The organism is Streptomyces sp. MRC013 (assembly GCF_023614235.1).
Lineage (GTDB): Bacteria > Actinomycetota > Actinomycetes > Streptomycetales > Streptomycetaceae > Streptomyces.
Window position 1 is genome coordinate 2735849 of sequence record NZ_CP094264.1, and the last position, 12165, is coordinate 2748013.

General features: G+C 72.8%; 10 protein-coding genes and 3 pseudogenes. 7 read left to right on the forward strand and 6 right to left on the reverse strand.

Features of this window, described 5'->3' with window-relative positions:
- Window positions 1-158: 158 nt before the first annotated feature.
- The 3 genes and pseudogenes from LUW75_RS12595 to LUW75_RS12605 all read left to right on the forward strand — a co-directional run bounded on the left by LUW75_RS12595 (window position 159) and on the right by LUW75_RS12605 (window position 3002).
- Window positions 159-1669 (forward strand): annotated as a pseudogene (locus LUW75_RS12595) (DUF2252 domain-containing protein).
- A gap of 34 nt (window positions 1670-1703) precedes the next feature.
- Entirely contained in the window at window positions 1704-2654 is a 951-nt protein-coding gene (locus LUW75_RS12600; RefSeq protein ID WP_462933726.1) for a hypothetical protein, read from the forward strand.
- Window positions 2655-2657: 3 nt separating this feature from the next.
- A complete protein-coding gene (locus tag LUW75_RS12605; protein WP_250335689.1) occupies window positions 2658-3002 on the forward strand; it encodes a rhodanese-like domain-containing protein in 345 nt (114 codons plus the stop codon).
- A 358-nt stretch (window positions 3003-3360) separates the two neighbouring features.
- Here LUW75_RS12605 and LUW75_RS12610 read toward each other — a convergent pair whose 3' ends face one another.
- From LUW75_RS12610 to paaA, 5 genes and pseudogenes are all read right to left on the reverse strand, one after another.
- Window positions 3361-4422, reverse strand: coding sequence for a 2Fe-2S iron-sulfur cluster-binding protein (locus LUW75_RS12610; protein ID WP_250335690.1), 1062 nt, complete (start codon window positions 4420-4422; stop codon window positions 3361-3363).
- Window positions 4423-4917 (reverse strand): 1,2-phenylacetyl-CoA epoxidase subunit PaaD, encoded by a 495-nt coding sequence (gene paaD / locus LUW75_RS12615; protein ID WP_250335691.1) that lies wholly within the window; start codon window positions 4915-4917, stop codon window positions 4423-4425. It abuts the gene before it with no gap.
- Window positions 4911-5652 (reverse strand): annotated as a pseudogene (gene paaC / locus LUW75_RS12620) (1,2-phenylacetyl-CoA epoxidase subunit PaaC). The gene paaD and the pseudogene paaC overlap by 7 nt, the downstream one beginning before the upstream one ends.
- The gene (gene paaB / locus LUW75_RS12625) at window positions 5649-5936 is read right to left on the reverse strand and encodes a 1,2-phenylacetyl-CoA epoxidase subunit PaaB (RefSeq protein ID WP_168437187.1); all 288 of its coding nucleotides are present in this window, start codon (window positions 5934-5936) and stop codon (window positions 5649-5651) included. The pseudogene paaC and the gene paaB overlap by 4 nt, the downstream one beginning before the upstream one ends.
- A complete protein-coding gene (gene paaA, locus LUW75_RS12630; RefSeq protein WP_250335692.1) occupies window positions 5933-6922 on the reverse strand; it encodes a 1,2-phenylacetyl-CoA epoxidase subunit PaaA in 990 nt (329 codons plus the stop codon). The genes paaB and paaA overlap by 4 nt, the downstream gene beginning before the upstream one ends.
- Before the next feature lie 112 nt (window positions 6923-7034).
- On the opposite strand from paaA, the gene LUW75_RS12635 reads away from it, so the two are divergent.
- The 3 genes from LUW75_RS12635 to LUW75_RS12645 are packed head-to-tail and all read left to right on the forward strand — an operon-like array spanning window position 7035 to window position 9636.
- Window positions 7035-7757, forward strand: a complete 723-nt coding sequence (locus LUW75_RS12635) for a DUF5819 family protein (RefSeq protein ID WP_250335693.1) — start codon at window positions 7035-7037, stop codon at window positions 7755-7757.
- On the forward strand, window positions 7754-8971 hold the full coding sequence (locus LUW75_RS12640) for an HTTM domain-containing protein (RefSeq protein ID WP_250335694.1): 1218 nt from the start codon (window positions 7754-7756) through the stop codon (window positions 8969-8971). The genes LUW75_RS12635 and LUW75_RS12640 overlap by 4 nt, the downstream gene beginning before the upstream one ends.
- The gene (locus tag LUW75_RS12645) at window positions 8968-9636 is read left to right on the forward strand and encodes a TrmH family RNA methyltransferase (RefSeq protein WP_250335695.1); all 669 of its coding nucleotides are present in this window, start codon (window positions 8968-8970) and stop codon (window positions 9634-9636) included. Before LUW75_RS12640 ends, LUW75_RS12645 begins: the two co-directional genes overlap by 4 nt.
- 116 nt (window positions 9637-9752) lie before the next feature.
- Here the strand turns inward: LUW75_RS12645 and paaN are convergent, their stop codons facing one another.
- A complete protein-coding gene (gene paaN, locus LUW75_RS12650) occupies window positions 9753-11447 on the reverse strand; it encodes a phenylacetic acid degradation protein PaaN (protein WP_250335696.1) in 1695 nt (564 codons plus the stop codon).
- 207 nt (window positions 11448-11654) lie between these two features.
- On the opposite strand from paaN, the pseudogene LUW75_RS24655 reads away from it, so the two are divergent.
- Window positions 11655-12103: pseudogene (locus LUW75_RS24655) on the forward strand (3-hydroxyacyl-CoA dehydrogenase NAD-binding domain-containing protein); the annotation flags it as partial.
- Between the last annotated feature and the right edge of the window lie 62 nt (window positions 12104-12165).

The following is a 12165-nucleotide window of genomic DNA, read 5'->3' on the forward strand; positions in this document are numbered from 1 at the left end:
TCCTCAGGAGAGCGGTCCTCACGGCGGCCGGGGAACCGCAGCGGCCCGTGGCGGAGACGGGGGTGTGTGAGTGAGGGTTATCCACAGGGGAAGACGGACGGGTGCCGGAGGGGTACCGTCGTCGCACATCGGGTCGAAATCACGTGATGGGGGGGCGTATGGACGAGATCCGGGCCACGGTACCCGCGCAGCGGACGGGTAGTGGCGGGGTCGCGGGCGCGGGCGCGGGGACGGCCGGTGCGGTCGGGGCCGGAGCTGCGGGCGGAGGCCGGATTCCGGTTGTGCCGGGGTTCGCACGGCACCCCGCCGGGGCGTACGGGCTGGGCGGGACGGGAGGGCCGAAGGCGTACGGCAAGGCCCTGCGTGAACGGGTGCCGCGCGCCGCGCACGACGTGCTGGCGCTGCGCGCCGGGCGGCCCGACGCGGTGCGTGCGGTCGAGGAGTCCAACCGCGGCCGGGTGCCCGCGTTGGCACCGATACGGGTCGGGCGCATGGTGGCGACGCCGTTCGCGTTCCTGCGCGGCACCGCCGGGCTGATGGCGTACGACCTCGCGGGCACACCGGTGACGGGCATAGGTGCGCAGATATGCGGGGACGCCCACGCGGCCAACTTCGGCCTGTACGGCGACGCGAGCGGCCGACTGGTCATCGACCTGAACGACTTCGACGAGACCGTGGTCGGCCCGTGGGAGTGGGACGTCAAGCGGCTCGCCGCCTCCCTGGTGCTGGCCGGGCGGGAGACCGGGGCCGACGAGGACGTGTGCCGGGCGGCCGCGTACGACGCGGTGGGCGCCTACCGGCGGACCATGCGGCTGCTGGCGCGGATGCCGGTGCTGGACGCGTGGAACGCCATCGCCGACGAGGAGCTCGTCTCGCACACGGACGCGCGGGACCTGCTCGGCACGCTGGAGCGGGTGTCGGAGAAGGCCCGCCGCAACACGGGCGCCCGGTTCGCCGCGAAGGCGACGGAGGTCTGCGAGGACGGTTCGCGCCGGTTCGTGGACGCCCCGCCGGTGCTGTCGCGGGTGCCGGACGCGGAGGCCGCGGCGGTCGCCTCCGCACTGGGCCCGTACCTGGGGACGCTTCCTCCGGACCGGTTGCCGCTGCTCGCCCGGTACGCGATCCAGGACGTGGCGTTCCGCGTCGTCGGCACGGGCAGCGTGGGCACCCGGTCGTACGTGGTGCTGCTTCTGGACCACCGGGGGAGGCGCTGGTGCTGCAGGTGAAGGAGGCCAGGCCCTCGGCGCTTGCACCGTACCTGCCCGAGGCCGGGTTCGAGGTCGAGGACGCCGGGCACGAGGGGCGCCGGGTCGTACTCGGTCAGAAGCGGATGCAGGTCGTCAGCGACAGCCTGCTGGGCTGGACGACCGTGGAGGGGCGACCGTACCAGGTGCGGCAGTTCCGTAACCGGAAGGGCAGCGTCGACCCGGCGGCGTTGGCGGCCGACCAGGTCGACGACTACGGACGGATGACGGGCGCCCTGCTGGCGCGGGCACACGCGCACAGCGCCGACCCACGGCTCATAGCGGCGTACTGCGGCAAGAACGACGAGTTCGACGCGGCCGTCGCCTCCTTCGCCGTCGCGTACGCGGAGCGCACGGAGGCCGACCACGCCGACCTGGTCGCGGCCGTGCGGACCGGACGCGTCGCCGCCGAGCCGGGCGTGTGACGGGTTGGGCGCCGATCGCCCGTAGTCTGGTCGGGTGACGACCCCGAGCGACGATCCGACCGGCGCCCCCTTGGACGAGGCCGCGGCCGCCGAACGGCCCCCGCAGTCCGGGCGGCAGGGCCCGACGACCGCCGCGTCCGGTGCTGAGGAGGCGCCCGGCGCAGCCGAGGCGGGCCGGCGGCAGGAGGCTCCCCAGGCGCGGCTCGCCCGTGCCGTGCGGGCGGCGGAGCAGGCGCTGATCGAGTTCGAGATCGCGGTGGAGACCTTCCGGGTCGAGGTGGAGAACTTCTCCCGGCTGCACCACCAGAAGCTCGGCCCGATGTACGCCCGCCTCGACGAGCTGGACGCCCTGATCGCGGAGGCGCGGGCGGCGCACACCGGTGACCCGGAGGACCTGCGCAGGGCGCAGGAGGCCAGGGCCCTGGTGATGCCGATGCCGGGGGTCGACGAACTCTTCCACGGCTGGATCGACTCCGAGGGCCTGTCCCCGGAGGCCGCGGCCATGCTGAACGAGCAGCCCGTGCAGGCGCCTCGTCGGGTGCGGCCCGGCGACGAGGCGCGCAGGATCTACCGCGACCTCGTCCGCAAAGCCCACCCTGATCTGGCGGCCGAGGAGGCGGAACGCAAGCGGCGCGACGCGTTCATCACGCGCGTCAACGCCGCGTACGCCCGTGGGGACGAGGCGGGGCTGCGGCAGCTCGCCGACGAGTGGGAGGCGGGGCCGGCACCCGTCGTGCCGGCGCTGGGCGAGAGCGAGGAGCTGTACGCCCGCTTGGAGTGGCTGGCGCAGCGCAAGGAGATGCTGACGGTCGTCGCGCGCGAACTGGAGGAGAGCGCGATCGGCGCGATGCTGCGGATGGCACCGGACGACCCCGACCGGCTCCTCGACGAGGTCGCCGAACAGTTGCTGGCCCAGGTGTCCGAGCGTGAGGCGGAGCTCGCGGCGCTGACGACTTCCCCGTATCCGCCGCAGAAAGAGGAATGACCTGTGAACTTCGCACCGCTGCCCGCCGTGCCCGCCGCGTCCGTGCCGGACGACGCCCTGGTCCTGGACGTACGCGAGGCCGACGAGTGGGCCGCCGGGCACGTCGAGGGTGCCCTGCACGTACCGATGAGCGAGTTTGCCGCTCGCTTCGGCGAGGTGACGGAGGCGGTCGCCGACGGACGGCGCGCCTATGTGATGTGCCGGGTCGGCGGCCGCTCCGCCCAGGTCACGCAGTACTTGGTGCAGCAGGGTCTCGACGCGGTGAACGTCGACGGCGGCATGGTCGCCTGGGAGGGCGCCGGCCGACCCATGGTGAGTGAACACGGCGGTCCCGCGACTGTCGCGTGACCGACCCCCGGACGGCACCGCGTGGGACACGGCGGTCTCCCCCGAGCTCGTGGAACTCAGAGAGGACCGCGGTGGTCGGGGCCGTCGAGGCCGGGGCCGGGGATCGGGGCTTGAAGCCCGGAGTCTGGGACCCAGGGGCGTCGAGACCGGGGACGCCGCAACGGGGAGCGTTGGGCTTCCGGGGTGTCGAGGCCGGAGGCGGCGGGTCCCGGTCCGCGCAGCCCGGGACCCGGGGCGTTGGGGTCGGGCGTGTCGGGGTTCGGCGCGTCGGGACCGGGGACGCCGGGGTTCAGGGGCGCTGGAGGCCGGGGTGGTGTGCGGCGCGCGCTGCAGGCACCACCACCGCCCCCCCGGCACGTCACCGGTCGAAGTCGAGTTCGACTTCCGGTGTCATCGCGTGTGACTGACACGCCAGCACGTAGCCGGCCTCCGTCTCCTCGGTCTCCAGCGCGTAGTTGCGGTCCATCCGGACCTCGCCCGAGACCACGAACGCCCGGCAGGTGCCGCACACGCCGCCCTTGCAGGCGTACGGCGCGTCCGACCGGCCGCGCAGTACGGTCTCCAGCAGAGCCTCGCCCTCCTGGACCGGCCATGTTCCGGACCGGCCATCCAGGGTCGCGGTCAGCGTGGCCGTAGGCACCTCGCCCGGCGTGGGGCGACGCGTCGTCGACGAGCCGTCGTCCACGTGGAAGATCTCCTGGTGGACCCGGTTCTTCGGCACGCCCAGGCCCCGCAGTGCCCGTTCTGCGCCCTGGACCAGCCCGAGCGGGCCGCACAGGAACCAGCCGTCCACCCCGTTCACCGCCAGCAGTGCCGGAAGGAGGCGGGCCAACCGCTCCTCGTCCAGTCGGCCGGACGGCAGCCCCGTCTGCTGCTCCTCGCGGGACAGCACCGTGACCAGCTGGAAGCGGTCGGGGTAGCGGTCCTTCAGGTCGGCGACCTCGTCGAGGAACATCGTCGACGAAGCCGTGCGGTCGCTGCGCACGAGGCAGAAGCGTGCCTGCGGCTCCCGCGCCAGCAGCGTCGCCGCGATCGACAGCACGGGGGTGATGCCGCTGCCGCCGACGATCGCCGCGAAGTGCCCGGGCCGCGGCGGCAGGACGAACCTGCCCATCGGCTCCATGACCTCCACCGTGTCGCCGACGGCGAGTTCCTTCAGCGCGTAGGTGGAGAACTCGCCGCCCTCGACGAGCCGGATGCCGACGCGCAGCACCGGGTCCTCACCGGGGCCGGCGGCGCGCGAGCAGATCGAGTACGTGCGCCGGATCTCCTCGCCTTCGGCGGAGGTCCGGCGCATCGTCAGGTGCTGGCCGGGGACGTGGCGGAACGCCTCCCGCAGCTCTGGCGGGACGGCGAAGGTGACGGCCACCGAATCGTCCGTGAGCCGCTCGACCTCGCTCACCCGGAGCGGATGGAACATCTACAACTCCTTGAAGTGGTCGAAGGGTTCGCGGCAGGAGGCGCAACGGCGCAGCGACTTGCACGCGGTCGAGGAGAACCTGCTCAGCAGCTCGGTGTCGGTCGAGCCGCAGTGCGGGCAGCGGATGGCGAGGGTGAGCGGCACGGGTCCGTCGGACCGCTGCCGTCGGGGTGGTGCTATGCCGAACTCGGCGAGCTTGCGACGCCCCTCGTCGCTGATGTCGTCCGTGGACCAGGCGGGGGAGAGGACGGTGACGACCGAGACCTCCTCGACGCCCCGGTCGTGGAGGATCCGCTCGATGTCCGAGGACATCGCCTCGATCGCCGGGCAGCCCGTGTACGTCGGGGTCAGCTCGACCTCCACCCTGCCGGGACCGAGGACCCGCACGCCTCTCAGCACACCCAGGTCCTCCAGGGTGAGCACGGGCATTTCGGGGTCCGGTACCGAACCGGCAAGCCGGCTCAGCTCCTCCTCGAGCGGCGTCATGGTCACCATGACGCTCCCGGGTGGCTGCGGTGCAGGTGCTGCATCTCGGCGAGCATCCGCCCGAACGACTCGGTGTGCACGCCCTGTCGGCCGGCGCCGGCGCTCCACGCGGTCGTCCGGGGTCCTTCGGGAAGGGGGGAGGGTGGCCCGGGTCAGCACGGCGGAGACCGAGGTCAGCCAGTCGGACTCCAGCTCCCGCCAGTCGATGTCGAGGCCCTCGACGGGCCGGAACATCTCCCCGGTGAAGCGCCACAGCGCGTCGCAGGCCGTTCGCATCCGGCCGTGGCTCTCGGGGGTGCCGTCACCGAGGCGGAGCGTCCACTGCTCGGCGTGGTCCTGGTGGTAGGTGACTTCCTTGACGGCTTTCGCGGCCAGGCCGCGCAGGGCCTCGTGGACCTCGTCGTCCGGGCGCGCGTCGGCGGCGGCGAGGCGCCCGTACAGCAGGCGCTGGTAGGTGGAGAAGTACAGCTGGCGGGTGATCGTGTGCGCGAAGTCGCCGTTCGGCTGTTCGACGAGCTGGGTGTTGCGGAACGACCGCTCCTCGCGGAGGAAGGCCAGCTCGTCCTCGTCACCGACGAGGGAGAGCAGGAAGCGGGCCTGACCGAGCAGGTCCAACGCGATGTTGGCGAGGGCGACCTCCTCCTCCAGCACGGGCGCGTGGCCCGCCCACTCCCCCAGCCGGTGCGACAGCACCAGTGCGTCGTCGCCGAGCGCGAGGGCGGCGGTGTTCAGGGAGGTCGTCACAGGTGCTGCACCCCCTCGGGGATCTCGTAGAAGGTCGGGTGCCGGTAGGGCTTGTCGGCGGACGGCTCGAAGAACGGGTCCTTCTCGTCCGGTGACGACGCGGTGATCGCGGTGGCCGGGACGACCCAGATGGACACGCCCTCGTTGCGCCGGGTGTAGAGGTCCCGGGCGTTGCGCAGAGCCATCTCGGCGTCCGGGGCGTGCAGGCTCCCCGCGTGGGTGTGGGACAGCCCGCGGCGCGAGCGCACGAACACCTCCCACAGCGGCCAGTCGCTGGTCGTCATGCCGTCGCCTCCCCGGTGTCGCCGGACTCGTCGCCCTCGTTCCGATCGGTGTGCTTCGCGGCGTACGCGGCCGCGGCCTCCCTGACCCAGGCGCCCTCTTCGTGAGCACGGCGGCGCTGGGTGATCCGCTGTTCGTTGCAGGGGCCGTTGCCCTTGAGGACCTCGCGGAACTCCGTCCAGTCGATCACGCCGAAGTCGTAGTGGCCCCGCTCCTCGTTCCACCGGAGGTCCGGGTCGGGGAGGGTCAGGCCCAGGGACTCGGCCTGCGGGACGCAGATGTCGACGAAGCGCTGGCGCAGTTCGTCGTTGGAGTGCCGCTTGATCTTCCAGGCCATGGACTGCGCAGAGTGCGCCGACTCGTCGTCGGGCGGGCCGAACATCATCAGCGACGGCCACCACCAGCGGTTGACGGCGTCCTGCGCCATCTCATGCTGGGCCGGCGTGCCCCGCGAGAGGGCGAGCAGCGCCTCGTACCCCTGGCGCTGGTGGAAGGACTCCTCCTTGCAGACCCGGACCATCGCGCGGGCGTACGGCCCGTAGGAGCAGCGGCACAGCGGCACCTGGTTGGTGATCGCGGCGCCGTCCACGAGCCAGCCGATCGCGCCGACGTCGGCCCAGGTCAGCGTCGGGTAGTTGAAGATCGAGGAGTACTTCTGGCGGCCCGAGTGGAGCTTGTCCAGCAGTTCGTCCCGGCTGACGCCCAGGGTCTCGGCGGCGCTGTACAGGTACAGGCCGTGGCCGGCCTCGTCCTGCACCTTGGCCATCAGGATCGCCTTGCGGCGCAGCGAGGGCGCGCGGGTGATCCAGTTCGCCTCGGGCTGCATGCCGATGATCTCGGAGTGCGCGTGCTGGGCGATCTGCCGCACCAGGGTGGCGCGGTACGCCTCCGGCATCCAGTCGCGCGGTTCGATGCGCTCGTCGGCGGCCACGGCGGCGTTGAACACCGCCTCGTAAGCCTCCTGCGAGTCCGCAGTCACTGCCGTCATCGGGCCCCCTACCGACCGATCGTTCGGTTGAATGGCTTCAATGGTGAGTCGACGGCCCGTATGGTGTCAACCCTGTGGATAACAGGGGCGGAGAGACGCGGAGCGGGGCGGGATGGAGTCGTACGACAAGTGGCGCGGACGCGCCCGGGGCGATGCCGGCGGTGAGAGCCCCGACCGCACCGGACTGGCGGCGCTCTCCCTGCCGTACCAGGTGGTGGGAGCCGTCGCCCTGGCGGTGATCGGACTGGTCGCCTGCTTCCACGTGGGTGTGGTGTTCCTGCACGTCGCACCGTCGAACACGCTGTCGAAGCGGTACGGCGGAACCGTCGACGACTGGGTCATGCCGGAGTTCGAGCAGAACTGGAAGCTCTTCGCCCCCAACCCGCTCCAGCAGAACGTCGCGGTCCAGGTCCGCGCCGAGGTGGCCCGCGACGGCACCCGCGAGGTCACCCCGTGGATCGACCTGACCGCCGAGGACGCCGCGGCGATCCGCGGCAACCCCTTCCCGAGCCACGTGCAGCAGAACGAGCTGCGCCGCGCCTGGGACTTCTACGCCAACCAGCACGACGGCGACCGGGTGGACGCCCTGCGCGCGGGCCTCTCCGAACGCTACGTACGGCGCATCGCGATGATGCGGCTGGAGGAACACCGGCTGGGCGGGAGGATCGAGCGGATACAGGTGCGCTCGTCGACCACGAGAGTGGCCGCTCCGCCCTGGAGCCGGGAGGAGACCGACACGCGGCCGTACTACCGGGTCCAGCCCTGGTGGACGGTGACCGCCGCCGACCTGCCCGGTGGCGTGACCGGTGGCCGCACGGTGGAGGGGGTCCGGTGAATCCGGGCAGCGCACTCCCGTCCGCGGGCCGCCGCGAGCGCCCCGACCGGCGTCTCGCCAGGGCCGTCCAGCGGCTCACCGGGACCGTCCTCGGCCCGTACCAGAGCGCCGTCGTCCGGATCGGCTTCGCCGCGACCTGGCTGGTCTTCCTCCTCCGCGAGTTCCCCCACCGCCACGAGCTGTACGGGCCCGAGGGCCCGTGGGGCTGGCACATGGCGCGGCAGCTGATCGCGGACAACCACTCCTTCAGCGTCTTGATGTGGACGGACTCCGTCCTGTGGTTCGAGGCCGTCTACGCGGCCGCCGTGCTGTCCGGCGCGCTGCTGCTGGTCGGCTGGCGCACCCGGGCCACGTCGGCGCTGTTCATGGTGGGGGTCCTCTCGCTGCAGAACCGCTCCGTCTTCATGGGCGACGGCGGCGACAACGTCATCCACCTCATGGCGATCTACCTCGTCCTCACCCGCTGCGGACGCGTCTGGTCGCTGGACGCGCGCCGCCGGGCCCACCGTCCCGCCGGGACGGGGGCCGACCCGGCCGGGGTGGTGCTGTGGACGGTGACGGGCTTCGGTCTCGTGGCGGTGCTGCTGTTCCGCGACAGGAGCGGCGAACCGTGGATCGTCGTCCTGCTGTGGCTGCTGTGGCTCGCCCAGGGCGCGTGGTGGCTGGTGTGCCGCCTCGCCCCCGGCCAGCCGCGCGTCCTGCTCGACGTCCTCGCCAACCTGCTGCACAACGCCACCCTCGCGGTGATCATGGCCGAGGTGTGCCTGATCTACGCGACGGCCGGCTGGTACAAGATCCAGGGTTCGCGCTGGCAGGACGGCACCGCCCTGTACTACCCCCTGAAGCTGGACTACTTCAGCCCCTGGCCCGCCCTGTCCGGCCTGCTGGCCAGTGCCAGCCTGGTGGTCATGGCCATCACCTACGGCACGGTGATCGTGCAGGTGGCCTTCCCGTTCACCCTCTTCAACCGCCGGGTCAAGAACGTCCTGCTCGCGGTGATGATGATGGAGCACGCGGGGATCGCGGTGCTGCTCGGGCTCCCCGCCTTCTCCCTCGCCATGATCACCGCGGACGCCGTCTTCCTGCCGACGGTCTTCCTGCTGTGGCTGGAGGGCCGGGTCCGCCGCCTCGGGACGCGGCTGCGCCCCGGCCGGACGGCGGCGGGACGGGACCCGGCACCGGACGCGCCGGCCCCCCGTACCCTCGTCGGGTGAGCAGCGATCCCCGGACGGACGTCCCCCTCCAGTACGACGACGGCTACGGCCCCGGGGTCGGGGTCGGGCCGCACCCCCGGCCCTGGCCGCAGGACGAGCGCTACGACCCCGAGCTGCTCGCCGGGGGCGACCGGCGCAACGTCGTCGACCGCTACCGGTACTGGACGCGTGAGGCGATCGTCGCCGACCTGGACACCCGCCGCCACGACTTCCACGTCGCCGTGGAGAACTGGGGCCACGACTTCAACATCGGGTCGGTCGTCCGGACGGCCAACGCCTTCCTGGCCAAGGAGGTGCACATCGTCGGGCGCCGCCGCTGGAACCGGCGCGGCGCGATGGTCACCGACCGGTACCAGCACGTGCGCCACCACCCCGACACCGCTTCGCTGACGGCTTGGGCGGAGGCCGAGGACCTGCCGATCATCGGCATCGACAACTTGCCGGGCGCGGTGCCGCTGGAGCGTACGGAACTGCCCCGCCGCTGCGTGCTGCTGTTCGGGCAGGAGGGGCCGGGCCTCCTCGGTGAGGCCCGGAAGCACGCCCGGGCGGTGTGCTCCATCGCCCAGTTCGGCTCGACCCGCTCCATCAACGCGGGAGCGGCCGCCGCGATCGCCATGCACGCCTGGGTGCAGCGGTACGCCCGGATCGAGGACTCCCCCGCCTGAGCGCGGAGGAGCGGGGGCGCCCGGTGCGGCCCCGCCGCCCGGGTCACACCGAACGGAACGCCGGGGCCGCATGCGGGGGCCGCCGCGGGCGGCGGGTCACGCCGCCCGCCGCAGGATCACGCCGGGCGGCGGACCTCCACCACCCGGAAGCGGTTCGCCACGAAGGCGCCGTCGCACAGGGCGGCGTTCGCGGCGGGGTTGCCGCCCGAACCGTGGAAGTCGGAGAACGCGGCGGTCTGATTGACGTAGACGCCACCCGTCAGGTTCAGCGACAGCTGCGCCGACTCCTCCAGGCAGACCTCCTCGACCGCGCGCTCCACGTCCGGGGAGGTCGTGTACGCGCCGACCGTCATCGCGCCCTTCTCGCGGACCGTGCGCCGCAGCAGCTCCAGCGCGCCGGCGGTGGAGTCCACGGCCACGGCGAAGGAGACGGGGCCGAAGCACTCCGACATGTAGGCGGCCTCCGCGTCCGGCTTGGAACCGTCCAGCTTGACCACGAGCGGAGTGCGCACGACGGCGTCCGGGAAGTCCGGGTTGACGACCTCGCGGGAGGGCAGGGCGACCTCGCCCAGACCGGCGGCCGCCTCCAGGCGGGCCTTCACGTCCGGGTTGACCAACGCGCCCAGCAGGCCGTTCGCCCGGGCGTCGTCGCCCAGCAGGCCCTCCACGGCGGCGGCGAGGTCGGCGACCACCTCGTCGTACGACTTCGGGCCGGCGTCGGTGGCGATGCCGTCGCGGGGGATCAGCAGGTTCTGCGGGGTCGTGCACATCTGGCCGCTGTACAGGGACAGGGAGAAGGCCAGGTTGGCCAGCATGCCCTTGTAGTCGTCGGTGGAGTCGACGACGACCGTGTTGACGCCGGCCTTCTCGGTGTAGACCTGCGCCTGGCGGGCGTTGGCCTCCAGCCAGTCGCCGAACGACGTCGAACCCGTGTAGTCGATGATCCGGATCTCCGGGCGGACGGCCAGCGTCTTGGCGATGCCCTCACCGGGGCGCTCGACGGCCAGCGCCACCAGGTTCGGGTCGAAGCCCGCCTCGGCCAGCACGTCACGCGCGATCCGCACCGTCAGCGCCAGCGGCAGGACCGCGCGCGGGTGCGGCTTGACCAGGACGGCGTTGCCGGTCGCCAGGGAGGCGAACAGGCCCGGGTAGCCGTTCCACGTCGGGAAGGTGTTGCAGCCGATCATCAGGGAGACGCCGCGGCCGACCGGGGTGAAGGTCTTGCGGAGCTCCAGCGGGTCCCGCTTGCCCTGCGGCTTGGACCACCCGGCCTCCTGCGGCGTCCGGGTCTGCTCCGCGTACGCGTACGCCACCGCTTCCAGGCCGCGGTCCTGCGCGTGGGGGCCGCCCGCCTGGAACGCCATCATGAACGCCTGCCCGCTGGTGTGCATCACCGCGTGCGCGAACTCGTGCGTGCGGGCGCTGATGCGGGCGAGGATCTCCAGGCAGACCAGGGCGCGCGTCTCCGGGCCGGCATCCCGCCAGGCTCCCAGGCCGGCGCGCATCGCCGGCAGCAGCACGTCCGCGTCGGCGTGCGGGTACTCCACGCCGAGCGCCGGGCCGTACGGGGAGACCTCCCCGCCGGTCCAGCCGTCCGTACCGGGCTGGTCCAGGTCGAAGCGGGAGCCGAGGACCGCCCGGTGGGCGGCGAGGCCGTCCGCGGCGCTCAGCGAGCCGTTCTCCCCGTAGGCCTTCGGGTGCTCCGGGTGCGGGGACCAGTAGGCGCGCGTACGGATCGCCTCGAGCGCCTGGTCGAGCGTGGGACGGTGCCTCTCGGACAGGTGGGCGGGGGTCAGCTGCGCGGCGGCCATGGCGGACCAACTCCTCGATGAGCTGGGCAGGGATAGGCGGACAGAGCTAGAGTAACCGAACGATCGGTCGGGACAAGGGGGTCTCTCCGACCTGTGGAGGACCCATCGGGGAGGATCACTGACATGACCGGCACCGAGGCCAACGCACAGACGGCCGGCACCGCCGTCGGCCGCGACCGGGCCGTCGCCGTCGTCGGCACGGGCACCATGGGCCAGGGCATCGCGCAGGTCGCGCTCGTCGCAGGTCACCCCGTGCGCCTCTACGACGCCGTGCCGGGCCGTGCCGGGCAGGCCGCCGAGTCCGTCCTCGCACGGCTGGACCGGCTGGTCGCCAAGGGCCGCCTCACCCGGGAGGAGCGGGACGCCGCCGCCGCACGCCTCCACCCGGCCGCCGCCCTCGGCGAGCTGGCCGACGCCGCGCTCGTCGTCGAGGCGGTCGTGGAGCGCCTCGCGGTCAAGCAGGAACTCTTCGCCGCCCTGGAGGAGGTCGTCGGCGACGACTGCCTGCTCGCCACCAACACCTCCTCGCTCTCCGTCACCGCCGTGGGCGGGGCGCTGCGCCTCCCCGGCCGCTTCGTCGGCATGCACTTCTTCAACCCGGCGCCGCTGCTCCCCTCGTCGAGATCGTCAGAGGCTTCGCGACGGACGCCGCCTCCGCCGCGCGCGCCCGCGAGACGGCCCGCGCCTGGGGCAAGACCCCGGTCGCCTGCGCCGACAC